The sequence below is a fragment of the Euzebyales bacterium genome (genome assembly GCA_036374135.1).
Taxonomy (GTDB): Bacteria; Actinomycetota; Nitriliruptoria; order Euzebyales; family JAHELV01; genus JAHELV01.
In genome coordinates this window covers 59,819-75,248 of sequence record DASUUK010000074.1, presented here as the reverse complement: position 1 = coordinate 75,248, position 15,430 = coordinate 59,819, and the positions used below count along the sequence as shown (strand labels likewise).

14 protein-coding genes and 1 other RNA gene are annotated in these 15,430 nt (G+C 70.2%); 7 read left to right on the top strand and 8 right to left on the bottom strand.

The window, feature by feature from the left end; all coding sequences use genetic code 11:
• From VFZ70_12685 to VFZ70_12655, 7 genes are all read right to left on the bottom strand, one after another.
• A complete protein-coding gene (locus tag VFZ70_12685; protein ID HEX6256653.1) occupies positions 1 to 885 on the bottom strand; it encodes a homocysteine S-methyltransferase family protein in 885 nt (294 codons plus the stop codon).
• Positions 886 to 947: 62 nt separating this feature from the next.
• Positions 948 to 1,985: an ABC transporter substrate-binding protein gene (locus tag VFZ70_12680; protein ID HEX6256652.1), complete on the bottom strand. Its 1,038-nt coding sequence runs from the start codon at positions 1,983 to 1,985 to the stop codon at positions 948 to 950.
• Positions 1,986 to 2,023: 38 nt separating this feature from the next.
• On the bottom strand, positions 2,024 to 2,809 hold the full coding sequence (locus VFZ70_12675) for an ABC transporter permease (protein HEX6256651.1): 786 nt from the start codon (positions 2,807 to 2,809) through the stop codon (positions 2,024 to 2,026).
• Positions 2,806 to 3,504 carry an ABC transporter permease gene (locus tag VFZ70_12670; GenBank protein HEX6256650.1) on the bottom strand — a complete coding sequence of 233 codons (699 nt, stop codon included), beginning with the start codon at positions 3,502 to 3,504 and terminating at the stop codon, positions 2,806 to 2,808. Before VFZ70_12670 ends, VFZ70_12675 begins: the two co-directional genes overlap by 4 nt.
• Positions 3,501 to 4,703 carry an ABC transporter ATP-binding protein gene (locus VFZ70_12665; protein ID HEX6256649.1) on the bottom strand — a complete coding sequence of 401 codons (1,203 nt, stop codon included), beginning with the start codon at positions 4,701 to 4,703 and terminating at the stop codon, positions 3,501 to 3,503. The genes VFZ70_12670 and VFZ70_12665 overlap by 4 nt, the downstream gene beginning before the upstream one ends.
• 222 nt (positions 4,704 to 4,925) lie before the next feature.
• Positions 4,926 to 5,561 (bottom strand): NUDIX domain-containing protein, encoded by a 636-nt coding sequence (locus VFZ70_12660; protein ID HEX6256648.1) that lies wholly within the window; start codon positions 5,559 to 5,561, stop codon positions 4,926 to 4,928.
• A 16-nt stretch (positions 5,562 to 5,577) separates the two neighbouring features.
• Positions 5,578 to 6,789, bottom strand: coding sequence for an NADP-dependent malic enzyme (locus VFZ70_12655; GenBank protein ID HEX6256647.1), 1,212 nt, complete (start codon positions 6,787 to 6,789; stop codon positions 5,578 to 5,580).
• A gap of 137 nt (positions 6,790 to 6,926) precedes the next feature.
• Here VFZ70_12655 and prfB point away from each other — a divergent pair, with 137 nt between their 5' ends.
• From prfB to ssrA, 7 genes are all read left to right on the top strand, one after another.
• Positions 6,927 to 8,042, top strand: coding sequence for a peptide chain release factor 2 (gene prfB / locus VFZ70_12650; protein HEX6256646.1), 1,116 nt, complete (start codon positions 6,927 to 6,929; stop codon positions 8,040 to 8,042).
• 313 nt (positions 8,043 to 8,355) lie between these two features.
• Entirely contained in the window at positions 8,356 to 9,042 is a 687-nt protein-coding gene (gene ftsE / locus VFZ70_12645) for a cell division ATP-binding protein FtsE (GenBank protein ID HEX6256645.1), read from the top strand.
• The gene (ftsX, locus tag VFZ70_12640; protein HEX6256644.1) at positions 9,032 to 9,910 is read left to right on the top strand and encodes a permease-like cell division protein FtsX; all 879 of its coding nucleotides are present in this window, start codon (positions 9,032 to 9,034) and stop codon (positions 9,908 to 9,910) included. Before ftsE ends, ftsX begins: the two co-directional genes overlap by 11 nt.
• A gap of 63 nt (positions 9,911 to 9,973) precedes the next feature.
• Positions 9,974 to 11,221, top strand: a complete 1,248-nt coding sequence (locus VFZ70_12635; GenBank protein HEX6256643.1) for a peptidoglycan DD-metalloendopeptidase family protein — start codon at positions 9,974 to 9,976, stop codon at positions 11,219 to 11,221.
• A 65-nt stretch (positions 11,222 to 11,286) separates the two neighbouring features.
• Entirely contained in the window at positions 11,287 to 12,504 is a 1,218-nt protein-coding gene (locus VFZ70_12630; GenBank protein HEX6256642.1) for a S41 family peptidase, read from the top strand.
• Between the two features lies 1 nt (position 12,505).
• Positions 12,506 to 12,967 carry an SsrA-binding protein SmpB gene (smpB, locus tag VFZ70_12625; protein HEX6256641.1) on the top strand — a complete coding sequence of 154 codons (462 nt, stop codon included), beginning with the start codon at positions 12,506 to 12,508 and terminating at the stop codon, positions 12,965 to 12,967.
• A gap of 88 nt (positions 12,968 to 13,055) precedes the next feature.
• Positions 13,056 to 13,414: a transfer-messenger RNA gene (ssrA, locus tag VFZ70_12620) on the top strand.
• A 296-nt stretch (positions 13,415 to 13,710) separates the two neighbouring features.
• On the opposite strand, the gene VFZ70_12615 is transcribed toward ssrA, so the two are convergent.
• Entirely contained in the window at positions 13,711 to 15,411 is a 1,701-nt protein-coding gene (locus tag VFZ70_12615) for a GAF domain-containing protein (protein HEX6256640.1), read from the bottom strand.
• Positions 15,412 to 15,430: the final 19 nt, after the last annotated feature.

Below are 15,430 nucleotides of genomic sequence, written 5' to 3'. Positions count from 1 at the left end.
TCAGGCGGCGGGGTCGTCGATGGTGTCGCGCAACGCGGCGATGTGCGCCGGACCGATGTCGCAGCAGCCGCCCACCAGTGTGGCGCCCAGGTCCAACCACGAGCGCACCACGTCGGCGTAGGACGACGGGCTGAGGTCGGGGCGCTCGCCGAGCTCGTCGAGGCCGACCGTCTCGATGTCGAGCCCGTCGGCCGTGCCGGTGAAGCCGTTGGCGTAGCCGCCGACGCGCTCGGCGCCCGTCGCGATCACCTCGGGCATCGCGTGGCTCACCGCCTCCGTGGGCGCGCAGTTCGCGAGCACACCGTGGACCTTCATGCCGTTCGCGGCCTCGGTGACGGTCTCGCCTCCCAGAAGGACGCCATCAGCGTCGACGGTCCATCCGATCCAGATCGGTCGTGCGACGCTGACCGCCGCGCTCGCAGCCGCCCGCGCCTCCGCCGACGTCGACAGCGTCTCGGCGATCAGCAGGTCGACGAACGGCGCCAGCGCCTCGGCCATGCGGCGGTAGTTGTCGACCATCCACAGGTCGTCGCCGACCTGGTCGGGGCGGTAGCTCCCGCCCAGGGGCGGCAGCGACCCGGCGATCAGTACGTCACGGCCGTGGGCGTCGCGCGCCTCGACCGCCAAGCGCCCGGCGGTCTCGTTCAGTGAAGCGAACTTCTCCGCCACACCCGACTGTTCGAGGGCGGGCTGCGACGTTGAGTACGTGTTGGTGGTGATGACGTCGGCGCCGGCCTCGAGGTACGCGGTGTGGATCTCGCGCACCACCTCGGGGGCGTCCAGCAGTGCGCGTGCCCCCCACAACCGGTCCGACGCCGCCACCCCACGTCGGAACAGCTCCTGTCCCATGCCGCCGTCGAGCAGCAACACCGCGTCATCGCGCATCGTGTCCTCCGAACGCCCAGCGCGGCCGGTCACACCGGCCGCGCTGCCTCACCGCCGTCCGCCTACGAGCTGGACTCCGAAGGTGCCGCGGCAGACTCCGACGTGTCGGACGTCGCTCCGCCGCCCTCCAGCAGCCCCTGCTCGGCGAGGAACGCCCGCGCGACGTCGGCAGGCGCGTCGCCCTGCTCCATCTGCGCGTTCATCGCCGTCACGTTCTCGGTCGTGAGCGTGGCCGACACGTTGTTCAGCAGCTCCTCGACCTCGCCGTTGAGGATGTCGTCGCGCACGGCCGGTGTGATGTTCTCGGCGGGCTGCAGGCCCTGGTCGTCCTCGAGAACCACCCAGTCGTTCGTGACGATCGCGCCTTGCGTCGAGAAGACCAGGCCGACGTCGACCTCACCCGAGTTCAACGCCTCGGTCGTCAGCGGGCCGCCGGCGTCCAGCGCCTGGAAGTTGGCGAACTCCAACCCGTACATCTCCTCGTACCCGGGCAGGCACAGCGGCCGCTGCGGGCACTCCGGCGGGCCACCGAGCACCAGATCGCCGGCCTGACCCTCGAGATCCGACACCGCCGCCAGGCCGAGGTCGTCAGCGGTCTGGCTGGTGACGGCGAGCGCGTTCTTGTCCTGCGCCTCGGAGGGTTCGAGCATGGTGACCCCGTCCGGCAGCTGATCGGTCAACAGGCCCAGCGTCTCCTCGACGTCGCTCGTCGCCTCACCGGCGCCGCCATTGATGAACTCCAGCAGCGTGCCGATGTACTCGGGCAGCACCTGGATCTCGCCCCCCTGCAGCGCCGGGAACACGACCTCGCGCGATCCCAGCTGGAAGCGCCTGTCGACCGAGTAGCCGGCATCCTCGAGGACGAGGGAGTACATCTCGGCGACCAGCTCCTGCTCGGGGAAGTTCGTGGAGCCGACGATCACCTCGCCGCGTTCGACGTCGTCCTCGGCGGCCGCCTCGCTGCTCCCGCCGGCAGCCTCGGGCGAGGCGCCTGATTCCTCGCCCTGACCCTCGCCCTCTCCACCGCCGCCGCAGGCTGCGAGCAGCAGCACCAACGACGTCAGTAGGAGGAGCAGCCGTCCGATTCTCGTTCTGTTCATGATCATGTGCCTTCCGGCTGGGAACGGATGCGGTGAGCCTAGACGGCGACCTCGGATTCCTCTGATGACTCGCGCCCCGCGTCGGTGCCGGCGTCGGCGTCGGCCATGGGGCGCGGGGGAGCGCCGCCCTGCTCCTGCTGGCGTTTGTTCAGCAGACCGGTGGGCACGACGGCGCGCTCGACGAGCCCGAGCAACTGCTCCGTCACGACGGCCAGGATCGCAACCAGGATGCACGCCACGACGAGCAGCGTCTTGGCGTCCGGGTTGAACTGGGGGCCGATCGCCAGACCCGTGAAGATCGGCCGGCCCAGCCCGCCGAGTCCGATGTAGGCGGCGAGCGTGGCGGTGGCCACCACCTGGACGGCCGACGTGCGGATGCCGGCCATGATGACGGGCATCGCCATGGGCACCTCGACGTGGCGGAGGATCTCCCACCCCGACAGGCCCATCCCCGCGGCCGCGTCCCGGACCTCGGGGTCCACCTCGCGGACGCCCACGTAGGTGTTGGTGAGGATCGGAGGGATCGCCATCGCCGTCAACGTGATGTAGACGGGGATGAACCCCGCGCTGAACGCGATGAACGCGATGATGATGATGCCCAGCGAGGGGATCGCGCGCCCGCCGTTGGCGATGTTGATCGCCAGGTTGCCCCCCTTGTTGATGTGGCCGACCCACAGACCGATCGGCAGGGCGATCGCGATCGCCAGCAGCAGCGGGACGATCACGTAGAGCAGGTGCTCGACCAGCAGCGTCGGGACGCCCGCGACGCCCGTGTTGGGATACTCCTGACCGAGCAGCCAGGGAATGATGTGCTCGGTGTTCATGTCGCCGCCCCGCGCGACTGCGACCACGGTGTCAGCGCACGTTCGAGTGCCACCAGCGCCAGGTCGACCAGGATCGCCAGCGCGAAGGACGCCACGACACCGACCGCGACCTCCATCGTGTAGCGCCGTTGGAAGCCCGTGATGAACAGCTGGCCCAGACCGCCCTGACCGATGAACGCGGTCACCGTGACCAGGCCGAGCGTCGTGACGGCTGCGATGCGCACGCCGGCGATGATGACGGGCAGCGCCAGGGGGAACTCGACGCGCAACAGCTGGCGGCCGGGGGTGTACCCCATCGCCGTCGCGGCCTCGGTCACGTCAGGCGGTACCGAGTCCAGTCCGGCGACCGTGTTGCGGAACAGGATGAGCAGTGTGTAGATGGTCAGCGCGAGCACCGAGGTGCGCGGCTTCAGGCCGAACGTCTCCACGGGCAGGAACGCGAACACAGCGATGATCAGCGCCGCCGACGGGATCGTGAACAGCACGCCCGTGAAGTTGAGGAGGGGTGCGTACAGCGCGCGCCAGCGCACGGCCACGACCGCCAGCGGAAGTGCGATCAGCAGGCCGAAGAACAACGCGAGCGCGGTCAGCTGGACGTGCTCGACGAACAACTCCTGCAGCCGGTCGACGTTGCGCGCGTCGAACCAGGTCCAGTCGGGGAACGGACGGGTGCTCTGTGCGAGCAGCGGCGTCATGCCGGCTCCTCACCACCTTGCTCGGTGGCTGGCCGCCCGTCATGTCGCCGGCCATCGCCCGCGGGCCCGGCACCTGGTGCTTCGGCCCCCGGTTGTCCGTCGCCCGCCTGCCCGTCGCGCAGCTCGCGGGTCAGCAGCTCGCGGGTCAGCAGACCCTCGTACCGACCGCCGTCGCCGACCCGCACCGCGACACCGGTCCACGAGCTGACCAGCGCGTCCAGCGCCAACCGCAGCGAATCGGTCGCCGCGACCCGCGTCACGAACGGTCGGGCCACGGCACCGTCGACCGGATCGGCCAGGTCGTCCAGCCAGTTCCAGCCGCGCAGCGTCCGGTCTTCGTCGACGACGACCACCCAGTCGGTGCCCGCATCACGCGCGATGTCGCGGGCGCGTGCGACCTCGGCGCCCACCGCCACGACAGGGCCCTCGTCGGCGGTGACCTCCCTGACCGGCACGAGCGACAGCCGCTTGAGCCCGCGTTCGTCGCCGAGGAAGTCCTCGACGAAGGCGTTCGCGGGGTGGGCCAGGGTGTTCGCCGGCGTCTCGTACTGCTCGAGCACCCCACCGTCGGACAGGATCGCGATGCGATCGCCCATCTTGATCGCCTCGTCGATGTCGTGGGTGACGAACACGATGGTCTTGCGGACGTCGGCCTGCAGGCGCAGGAACTCGTCCTGGAGGCGGCCGCGCACGATCGGGTCGACCGCTCCGAAGGGCTCGTCCATCAGCATCACCGGCGGATCGGTCGCGAGCGCGCGCGCGACGCCGACACGTTGGCGCTGTCCACCGGACAACTGGTGCGGGTACCGGTCGGCGACACCGTCAGGCAGACCCACGGTGTCGATCAGCTCGGAGACGCGGTCGCGGATGCGGTCACGCTTCCAACCCAGCAGTTGGGGCACCGTTGCGATGTTCTCGGCGGTCGTGCGATGGGGGAACAGGCCGATCTGCTGGATGACGTAGCCGATGTCGCGGCGCAGCTTGACCGGGTCCGTGTCCATGACGTCGTGGCCGTCGACCGTGATCGTGCCCTCGGTCGGCTCGATCATGCGGTTGACCATCCGCATGGTGGTCGTCTTGCCGCAGCCCGAGGGGCCGACGAGCACCACCACCTCGCCCTCCTCGACCTGCAGGTCGAGGTCGTCGACGGCGACGGTGCCGTCCGGGTACTGCTTGCGAACGGCGTCGAAGGTGATCACCGGCGTTTCCCCTCGGTGTTGTTGTCCGCCGGAGCCGGTCCACCACCATTCACGGAACCAGGCCCCTGATGTTGTGTGTCCCGGCTCGCCCCGCTGCGCCTGACGCGTACCCGACGTCTCACGTCCGGCGGTGCCGGATCGCCGAGCCCGTGCGCGCCATCCCGACCTGCGGGGTGGTCGCTGTGCTGCGGTATCCAGCATGCACCGGCGCGCAGTGGGCTGCTATGTGGCCCGCAGACCCTGCCCGTCGACGTGGCGCACAAACTCCGCGGGGCCTGGTTTCACGAGACACGTGATGGACCGGCTCCGCCGGACAAGAAACCCTCGCAACCCCGCGTCGGCCAGCGCGATCGCCTCGGACAGGTCGAACCACGCCACGTCCTGGCTCTCGCCGGGCGGTGGTCGGGGCGGGTCCGGCGGCGCCGACAGCAGGTACCGCACGTCGAGGTGGGTGTGTCCCCGTCCGCCCGGGTGCACGTCGACGTGGACGATGCGGGGCGGGTCGGTGGTGTGGGTCGCGACCAGTCCCGTCTCCTCAGCGACCTCGCGACATGCCGCCTGCGCGACCGTCTCGCCGGGGTCGATGTGGCCCCCCGGCTGCAACCACACGCCCAGGCGCTTGTGGCGGTGCAGCAGGACACCGGCGGAGCTGACGACGATGGCTGACGCGGTGACGTGGGTGGTGTCGGCGTACTGGTCGAGCGGGCGTTCCAGTCGGTCGAGGGCCGCCAGGAAGGCCGCCCGCGACCGCCGCTCCCGGGCGTCGACGCCGGACAGCACCGCGACCTGGCGCCGCAGTGCCACGACGGCGGCGCGCGCAGCCGCGCCGGACACATCGTCGGCACCGCGCGACGCCATGTTCAGCGAGCCCGTGTCACGTGACCACGGCCCCCTCGCGCCTGGCGACGTCAGCGACGGCGGCGGCGACCGCGGGCGCGACCCTCGGATCGAACGGTGACGGGATGATGTGCTCGGGCGCCAGGTCCTCGTCGTCGAGCAGGGCGGCGATCGCGTCGGCTGCCGCCAGCTTCATCCGCGTCGAGACCCGCGTCGCGCCGGCGTCCAGCAGTCCACGGAACAGCCCGGGGAAGCACAGCACGTTGTTGATCTGGTTCGGATGGTCGCTGCGACCCGTGGCGACGACGGCCGCGTGCCGCCGGGCGACCTCGGGCTCGATCTCCGGCACCGGGTTGGCCATGGCGAACACGATGGCCCCGTCGCTCATCAACCGCAGGTGGGCCTCGGTGATGGTGTGGCCCGCTGACACGCCGATGAACACGTCGGCGCCGTCGAGTGCCCGGTCGACGGGGCCCGTCAGGTTCCTCGGGTTCGTCCGCTTGCCGAGCCGACGGAAGATGGGGTCGCGCGCCGTGCTGCGTCGCGCGGTGACGATCCCGCCGCGGTCCACGCCAACCAGGTCGCGGACACCGGCCGCCAGCAGCAGCTCCGATGCGGCGATGCCGGCGGCGCCGATGCCCTGCACGACCACCCGCAGCCGTGGTCCGACCTGCTTGCCCACGAGCCGCGCGGCGTTGCGCAGCGCCGCCAGCACGACGATCGCGGTGCCGTGCTGGTCGTCGTGGAACACCGGGATGTCCAGGCGCCGCCGCAGCTTGCCCTCGATCTCGAAGCAGCGCGGCGCGCTGATGTCCTCGAGGTTGATGCCGCCGAACCCCGGTGAGATGGCCGCGACGATGTCGACGATGCGGTCGGCGTCCCGTTCGTCGAGGCAGATCGGGTAGCCGTCGACGCCCGCGAGCTCCTTGAGCAGCAGCGCCTTGCCCTCCATGACCGGCATCGCCGCCGCGGGACCGATGTCGCCGAGACCGAGCACCGCCGAGCCGTCGCTGACCACCGCCACGCTGTTGCGCTTGATGGTGAGCGACCGCGCCAACGTCGGACGCTGGTGGATGGCCGAGCAGACCTGTGCGACGCCAGGTGTGTAGACCAGCGCGAGGTCGTGGCTGTCACGCACGGGCGTCGTGGGCGCGACCGCCAGCTTGCCGCCGTCGTGGACCGCCCGTACGTCGTCGCTGATCGCTGGTCGGGCGGTCGGCGTCTGCACGGAGGCGGTCGATTGAGCCATGGACGGATCGTAACGCCGGCGGCCCGTCCGACGCGACGGACATGTGGCCGGTCGTCGGCATGATCGCCGACCGCCGCTAGCATGCGGGGGTACCTCCCACGACACGAAGGCGGATCTGCCCGTGGCCACCGACCACAGTGACCGGCTGCGCGAGTACCGCGCCAAGCTCAACGACGTCAAGGAGTATCTTTGACATCGCTGGCAAGCGCGTCCGGCTGGCGGAGCTGAGCAGGCAGGCAGCCGCACCGGATCTCTGGGACGATCCGTCCACCGGCCAGAAGGTGATGGCCGAGCTGTCGGCTGTCGAGGCCGATCTGCGCTCGTACGACGACTTCGCCCAGGCGCTCGAGGACCTCGAGGTCCTCAACGAGCTGGCGCGAGACGAGGATGACGACGGCACGGCCGCCGAGGTCGCCGCTGGCCTCGCCGTTATCCGCGAGGAGCTCGCCCGGCTCGAGATCCTCGTGCTGCTCGGCGGCGAGCACGACGCGCGCGACGCGATCGTGACCGTTCATGCCGGCGCGGGCGGGACCGACTCCCAGGACTGGGCCGAGATGCTCGAGCGGATGCTGTTGCGCTGGGTCGAGCGCCGGGGATTCACGGCCGACCTGCACGACGAGCAGGAGGGTGAGGAGGCGGGCATCCGCTCCGCCACCTTTACGGTCCACGGCACCCGCGCGTACGGCCTGCTCAAGGCCGAGCGCGGCGTGCACCGCCTGGTGCGCATCAGCCCGTTCGACTCGCAGAACCGCCGTCACACGGCGTTCGCGAGCGTCGACGTCGTGCCCGTGCTGGAAGAAGTCGACGAGGACGTGCCGATCGGTGACGACGACCTGCGCATCGACGTGTACCGGTCGTCGGGCCCCGGTGGCCAGGGCGTGAACACCACCGACTCGGCCGTGCGCGTCACGCACCTGCCGACCGGCATCGTCGTGTCGTGCCAGAACGAGCGGAGCCAGCTGCAGAACCGTGCGACGGCGATGACGCTGCTCAAGGCCAAGCTGGCCGAGCTCGAACGTGCCAAGCGCGAGGAGGAGCTGGCCGCCCTGCGCGGCGAGCAGCGCGACGTGGCGTGGGGAAGTCAGATCCGGTCGTACGTCCTGCACCCCTACCAGATGGTCAAGGACCACCGGACCGACTTCGAGACAGGCAACACCTCGGCGGTCCTCGACGGCGACCTCGACGGCGCGATCGACGCCTACCTGCAGTGGCGGGCGCGCCGGGACCGGCCCGAGGCGCAGGCACGCGTCTGACGGCGGCCACCCGCACGCTTCGTGACGTACCAGTGGTCGATCGGGCAGGTTTCCGTCCCTGTGACATGACCCTCCGTCGCGGCGGTCGGCGCACCCGGTTGGTACTCTCCGAAGCTGTGTTGCGCCCGCATCTCCGGAATCGCCGGACACGTCCTTCGCGGAGCATGGTCCCGCGAAGCACGCGGCGGACCAGCTTCGCCGGACAGGAGCTCCATGGGGTCCGGCTCCCCGAAGCATGCGGTGACCCGGCCGTTGCACACGACACGTCCCGCGTGGCGGCCTCTCTCTCCGACATCAGGGCGGTGGAGCACTGATGATCCGTCTGGACAACGTCAGCAAGACGTACAAGAACGATGTCGTCGCGCTGCGTGACGTCTCGGTCAACATCACCAAGGGTGAGTTCGTCTTCCTCGTCGGCGCCTCCGGCTCGGGGAAGAGCACCTTCATCAAGCTGCTCATCAAAGATGAGGAGCCCGACGTCGGTGACATCATCGTTGCCGGAAAGCGGCTGCGGAACCTGCGCAACTGGCGCGTGCCGTCTCTGCGGCGCGAGCTCGGCTGCGTGTTCCAGGACTTCAAGCTGCTGCCCAACAAGACGGTGTTCGAGAACGTCAGCTTCGCACTCGAGGTCATCGGCAAGCCCAAGGCGCTCATCGACCGCACGGTGCCGGAGGTGCTGCAGCTGGTCGGGCTGGGCCACAAGTTCGACGCCTATCCCCATGAGCTGTCGGGCGGTGAGCAGCAGCGTGTGTCGGTTGCGCGGGCCTTCGTCAACCGCCCGCGGATCCTGCTGTGCGACGAGCCGACGGGAAACCTGGACCCGACCACCAGCGTCGGGATCATGAAGCTGCTGGACCGCATCAACCGGACGGGCACCACCGTCGTGATGGCCACCCACGACCAGCACATCGTCGACTCGATGCGCCGTCGCGTGGTTGAGCTGCACCGCGGTGAGGTCGTCCGTGACCAGAGTCGAGGGGTGTACGGCTATGGCGCCTAGGTGGCGGTACCTGCTGGCCGAGGTCGGCCTCGGCCTCAAGCGCAACCTGCTGATGACGCTGGCGACCGTGGTCACGGTGACGGTCAGCCTGGCGCTGCTGGGCGTCGGCATGCTGATCCGCAGCCAGGTGGACCTGGCCCGCTCGCTACTCTATCAGGAGGTCGAGGTATCGATCTTCCTGCTGGACAACGTCACCGAGGAGCAGCGCGCCGACTTCGAACAGGAACTGGTCAACAACCCCGAGGTCGAGTCGGTCCTCTACGAGTCGAAGCAGGAGGCCTACGAACGCGCGAAGCAGATCTTCGCGGGCGAGGAGGCGCTGCTCGAGACGCTGCAGCCCGAGGATCTGCCGGCGTCGTTCCGCGTGTCGCTGAACAACCCCGAGAACTTCGACATCGTGCGCTCGCAGTACGTCGAGTATCCGGGCGTCGACAGCGTGCTCGATCAACGTGACGCGCTCGACCGGTTCTTCACGCTGATGAACCTCGTACGGCGCGGCGCGATCTGGGTCGCCATCTTCCAGTTGATCGCGGCGGCCGCGCTGATCGCCAACACCATCCGCATCACAGCCTTCGCGCGTCGTGACCAGACCGGCATCATGAAGCTGGTCGGTGCGACCAACTGGTACATCCGGATGCCCTTCATCCTGGAGGGCATCGCAGCCGGTGTCGCCGGTGCGGTGCTCGCCGGCGGGCTGCTGCTGGTGGGCATGGTGACCCTGGTGTCGGGCATGCGCGAGCAGATCCAGTTCGTGCCGTTCATCGGCGTCCCACAGGTCCTGGCCGTGATGCCCTGGCTCGTGCTCATCGGCGGCGGGATCGCGGCAATCGCGGCGTTCCTGTCGCTGCGGCGGTTCCTGGACGTCTGACGCCACCACGCCACCACGTCGCCACGGCGTCGGTGATGCTTTGTCAGCGCGCGCGGATCCCGTATGGTCCGGGTCGTGCGCACGAACCTTCCCCGCGTGCTCGCAGCGTCGGTCGTCGTGTGCCTGCTCGTGCAGGCACCGGCGGTCGCGTCGCCGGATCGTGACACCCAGCGTAGGAAGCAGGCAGAGCGCCGCGGCGAGCAGATCGAGCAACGGCTCCGAACGACGCGCAGCCGCCTCGCCGAGACGCGTGCCGAGCAGCGCCACACGCGCGCGACGCTGCGCCGCCTCGACGCCGAGCAGACGGCGCTGGCCGCTGAGCTCGCTGCTCTCGACGACCGGCTGGACACGGCCGAGGACCGCCTGGTCGAGGCCGAGACGGCGCTTCGCCGCGCGCAGGGTGAGATCGCGCGCACCCGTGAGGCTCTGAACACCACCGGACGCGACCTGGCGTTGCGTCAGGACCTGCTGCGGCAACGCACGCGCCGCTCGTACATGCACGGTGGTGTCACCTACCCCGAGGCGGTGCTCGACATCGACACCGTCAACCAGCTCGGCGTCTCGCTGCAGTACATGCAGACGATCATGGCGGCGTCGCAGGACCGGGTGGAGGACATCGCCGCCCTCGAGCGTGAGTACGAGGCACTGCTCGCGCGGCTCGACGAACTCAAACAGGTCATCGACGAGGTCCGCCATGAGCGCGCCGAGCAGCGCGACGATGTCGCGGCGCTCGTCGCCGGCAGACGTGAGGTGGAGGCCCGGCTCGCGGCGCGCGAGCACGAGCATCGGACCCTGCTGGCCCGACTCGAGGCCAGTGCCGATCGCTACCGCGCGGCGATCGACGATCTCGAGGCCGAGGGTCGGGCGATCGAGAAGCGCCTCGCCCGCATCGCGGCCCGTCAGCGCGCCGACGGTGTGCGGCGCCCGGACACCGCGTTGCAGTGGCCGGTCAACGGCGTGATCACGTCGGGCTACGGCTACCGCACCCACCCGGTGCTCGGTTACAGTCGGCTGCACGCCGGCACGGACTTCGGCGCGTCGACCGGCACACCGATCGTGGCCGCCGCGGGTGGCGCCGTCGTGTCCGCAGGCTGGATGGGCGGCTACGGCAACGCCGTCGTGATCTCTCACGGAGGCGGGCTCGCCACACTGTACGCCCACCAGTCACGGCTGGCAGTCTCCACCGGCGCGCGCGTCGCGCGTGGACAGGTGATCGGCTACGTGGGGTCGACCGGCATGTCGACCGGACCGCACCTGCACTTCGAGGTGCGCGTCGACGGCGTCACCACCGACCCGGTCCGCTACCTGTAGCACATCGTCGCCGGCGCCTGGGGGCTGCCACTGCGGCGCCGCTGGACGTGGCAGGCTGGGTACCGATGGCTGGTGAATTCGAGGCGCCCCGCCCGCGGTGGCGCGCAGGGTGGATCCCGACCGTCGTGGGCATCGTGCTCGCGGTGGTCGCGGGTGTCGGCGCGTACGTGCTGGTCAGCCGTGCGGATCCCGCCGCATCTGACACGAGTGGGTCAGCGACCGCCGACATGGAGCCGGTGATCGAGCTCTACGAGGCATTGACCGACTCGGCTGTGGACACGCCGGACGGCGACGCCCTGGTGGACGCTGCGATCGACGCCATGCTCGACGAGATCGACGACGAGTACGCCAGGTTCTTCGAGGCCAAGGAGTTCGCCGAGTTCAACGCCACGCTGGACGGCACCTTCTCCGGCGTCGGCCTGCTGCTGTCCGATTCACCGGACGGGCCCGTGATCGTCAGTGTGCTCGAGGGCACCCCGGCGCAACGCGCCGGGATCGACGAGGGCGAACGGATCGTCGAGGTCGACGGCGAGGACGTCTCGGGCGACGATCTCGAACAGATCGTCACCAAGGTCAAGGGCGAGGCGGGCACCTCGGTCTCACTGGGACTCGCGGGAGGAGCGCAGGGGCGCCGGACGGTGGACATCGTGCGCGCCGAGTTCGACCTGCCGCTGGTGGTCGGAGAGATGATCGACGGCGACGTCGGCTACGTCCGGCTCCTGCAGTTCGCCGAGGGCGCCGGGAGCCGGGTGCGCCGCGAGGTGCGCAGCCTGATCGACGACGGGGCGTCCGGCATCGTGCTCGACCTCCGCGAGAACCCGGGCGGCCTGCTGAACGAAGCGGTGTCGGTCGCCAGCGTGTTCATCGAGGACGGCGAGATCGTGTCCGTCGAGAAGCAGGGTGGCGAGCGCGAGTCGTTCGACGCCGTCGACGACGCGTTCGAGCAGGTGCCGCTGGTGGTGCTCGTGGACGGCCACTCGGCCAGCGCGAGCGAGATCGTGGCGGGCGCGGTCCAGGACACCGACCGCGGACCGATCGTCGGCGAGGCCACGTTCGGCAAGGGCACCGTGCAGACCATCGCCCGGCTGTCCGACGGCTCGGGCGCGAAGTTCACGACCGCCCGCTACTTCACGCCGTCGGGTGAATCCATCGAGGGCGTGGGCGTCCAGCCCGACGTCGAGGCCGACACGAGCGCCGAGGACCGCACGAGCGAGCCGGCTGACGACCCCCAGGTGCGCGCGGCGATCGACGAGCTCGAGCAACTGGTCGGCGCGAGGGGCTAGCGTGGCCCAGGACACGACGATCGCGGTCAACCGCCGGGCCCGCTACGACTACGACATCGTCGACACCGTCGAGGCGGGGCTGGTCCTGACCGGCACCGAGGTCAAGTCGCTACGTGACGGCAAGGCATCGCTGGCGCAGGCGTTCGCGACGATAAGCGGTGGTGAGGCGTGGCTGGTCCAGGCGCACATCCCCGAGTACGCCTTCGGCAACCGCGCCAACCACGATCCCACACGGCAGCGCAAGCTGCTGCTGAACCGCCGGGAGATCGACGCGCTCGCCGAGTTCACCCAGGAACAGGGGCGCACGCTGGTGCCCATGCGCCTGTACTGGAAGGACGGGCGGGCCAAGGTGCTGCTGGGCCTCGCTCGGGGCAAGACGCGTCACGACAAGCGCAAGACCATCGCGGAACGTGACGCGGCCCGGCAGGTCGAGCGCGCGTTGCGCGACCTGCAGCGCCGTTGACGCCGACCCTCGCCTGCTCGGGTCGACTCCGGTGCCGGTAGGATGGCCGGGTGGTGCTTCACAACTGCATAGCCTGAATGTTCGTCCCGGGGGTGACTGGTTTCGACAGGTGTCGATCGGTCTCGGGAGAGCGAGCCGAGTATGTCTGGTCAACTCGTAAATCTGTCCAGGCGACAACTAGGTGACGCTGACAACAGCTACGCCCTGGCGGCCTGACAAGGCCTCCTGTCCGCCCGATCCCGCCTGGGGAGAGGGAGCGGACATCAACAACCAGGCTCACCACTGCGCCGTCGTCACCGGCGCCGTGGGACACCTTCAGTGACGTACGGTCGTCCAGCCGCTTGGTTCCGGAGCCGGACGATCCCGACAATCCACCGGGACCTACGCTCGTAGCGCTCCCCTGAACGAGGCACCTGGACCGGGGTTCGATTCCCCGCACCTCCACGTCTGTGACGCCATACGAACCGGTGTCGACGGCGCCCGGCCACCCTGCTGGTCGGGCGTTCGTGTGGTGCTGGTGGGACGCGCACGCGAGCGCAGCTGGGCGCGCTGTCGACGACGACCGCGTCCGGCTGACCGAACGTCGTGCTGGCGACAGCGATGCCGGGATTTGCGTGGCGGCGAACGCCACCACGGTGGTGTCGGGATCGTCGCGGCATCGTCCTGTGGCACAACGGCCGTGCGACACGTCCCAGCGTGACCGCGCGCGACCGCAGGGACCGTCGACGCGGCCGCCGCCGGGTCTAGGTCAGCAGCGCGTGCCAGCGCAATCGGGTCCCACCGCCGACCGCGTCCTCGACCCGCAGCGCGCCGCCGAGTCGCGACGCGCGGGCGGACAGGTTGGCCAGCCCGCTGCGGCGGGCCCTGTCGGTGATGCCGGCGCCGTCGTCGGCGATCTCGAGGTGGACCATCGTCTCGGTGACGCGCAGTCGGACCGTCGCGTGGGAGGCGTTGGCGTGACGCGCCACGTTGGTGAGCGCCTCGCGCGTGACGGCGAGCAGGTCGGGCACGACCTCGTCGGTGACCCTCCCGTCGGCCCGGGAGTCGACGTGCAGCTCGGGGAAGAAGCCGAGCACCGTCTCGGCCTCGCGGCAGACGCGGTCGAGCTGATCGGTGAGGCTCGCCGCGTCGCGTCGGCGGCCGTGCAGGGCGAAGACCGCCGCACGGAGGTCCGCGATCGCGGCATCGACCTGGTCGATCGCTGCGTCGATCCGCTCGGCCAGCGCCGGATCGGCGACTTGGGCGGCGACGGCGTTCAGGTCGAGACCGGCGCCGAAGAGGCGCCCGATCACCAGGTCGTGCAGATCGTGACCGATGCGGTCGCGGTCGGTGAACACCGCTGCACGGCGGCGCTGCGACTGCGCGCGGTCGTAGTCCAGGGCGAGGGCCACCTGGTCCGCGAGCATCTCCAAGGCGGCGCGCTCGTCGGCGCTGAACGGTGCCGTGTCCTTGTCGCGCGCGACCACCAGCGTGGCGAACGCCTCCCCGGACACGCACAACGGCACGATGATCACCGGACCGTACCCACCGACGGCCGTCACCGGCAGCACATGCTGGTCGAGCGCGGAGATGTCGTCGATGACCACCGCGGAGCCACTGGACATCGCCTGCTCCGGCAGCGAGCCGGCGACCGCGAACCGCTCGTTGTCCAGCGCGTCGGCCGCACGGCCCGCCGCCGCGACGACTTGGAGCTCGTCGCCGTCCCGCAACACCAGCGTCGCCGTCGCGGCCTCGGTCAGCTCCCGTGCGCGGCGGGCGATCAGGGCGTGCACCCGCGAGGTCGGGGCGCCACCGAGCAGCTCGGCGGTCAGCTCGCTGGTCGCTTCGAGCCACCGTTGTCGTCGCAGCGAGGTCTCGTGCTGGCGCGCCTTGTCGATCGCCGCGGCCGCCACCGCGGCCAACGTGTCGACCAGCTCGGCGTCGTCGGTGGTGAAGCCGTCGCCGTCGCGGCGGTTCGTCAGGTACAGGTTGCCGTAGACGACGTCGCCCATGACGATCGGCACGCCCAGGAAGCTGTCCATCGGTGGGTGGTGAACCGGGAATCCGACCGCCGCTGGATGTGCGGCAAGGTCGTCGAGTCGGAGCACCTGCGGCTCTTCGATCAGCAGGCCGAGCACGCCGTGGCCCTCGGGCAGATGCCCGATGCGCTCGACGGTCGACGCGTCCATGCCCACGTGCACGAACTGCTGCAGGCTCCGGTCCTCGCCGATCACGCCGAGTGCGGCGTACTGCGCGTCGACCATCTCGTGTGCGACCTCGACGATGCGCTGGAGCACCGCGGCCAGGTCGAGCTCGGCCGACGACAGGCGGACGACGGCGCGGATCAGCCGCCACAGTCCATCGCGCACGCCGACGATCTCATTGGTGTGGCGGAGCAGCCCAGCGCGGAGGTCATCGAGCAGCAGGTGCGCGAATGGCCCCTCTGGCGCGTCCAAGTCGTCCATCGTCCCCCGGGGGACCTCC

What these genes read in the sequence shown, in the direction of transcription:
- ftsE (HEX6256645.1), top strand. Translation starts at nt 8,356, where the DNA reads ATGATCCGTCTGGACAACGTCAGCAAGACGTACAAGAACGATGTCGTC.
- VFZ70_12680 (HEX6256652.1), bottom strand. Translation starts at nt 1,985, where the DNA reads ATGAACAGAACGAGAATCGGACGGCTGCTCCTCCTACTGACGTCGTTG.
- VFZ70_12635 (HEX6256643.1), top strand. Translation starts at nt 9,974, where the DNA reads ATGGTCCGGGTCGTGCGCACGAACCTTCCCCGCGTGCTCGCAGCGTCG.
- VFZ70_12675 (HEX6256651.1), bottom strand. Translation starts at nt 2,809, where the DNA reads ATGAACACCGAGCACATCATTCCCTGGCTGCTCGGTCAGGAGTATCCC.
- VFZ70_12655 (HEX6256647.1), bottom strand. Translation starts at nt 6,789, where the DNA reads ATGGCTCAATCGACCGCCTCCGTGCAGACGCCGACCGCCCGACCAGCG.
- VFZ70_12660 (HEX6256648.1), bottom strand. Translation starts at nt 5,561, where the DNA reads ATGGCGTCGCGCGGTGCCGACGATGTGTCCGGCGCGGCTGCGCGCGCC.
- VFZ70_12685 (HEX6256653.1), bottom strand. Translation starts at nt 885, where the DNA reads ATGCGCGATGACGCGGTGTTGCTGCTCGACGGCGGCATGGGACAGGAG.
- VFZ70_12670 (HEX6256650.1), bottom strand. Translation starts at nt 3,504, where the DNA reads ATGACGCCGCTGCTCGCACAGAGCACCCGTCCGTTCCCCGACTGGACC.
- VFZ70_12630 (HEX6256642.1), top strand. Translation starts at nt 11,287, where the DNA reads ATGGCTGGTGAATTCGAGGCGCCCCGCCCGCGGTGGCGCGCAGGGTGG.
- ftsX (HEX6256644.1), top strand. Translation starts at nt 9,032, where the DNA reads ATGGCGCCTAGGTGGCGGTACCTGCTGGCCGAGGTCGGCCTCGGCCTC.
- VFZ70_12615 (HEX6256640.1), bottom strand. Translation starts at nt 15,411, where the DNA reads ATGGACGACTTGGACGCGCCAGAGGGGCCATTCGCGCACCTGCTGCTC.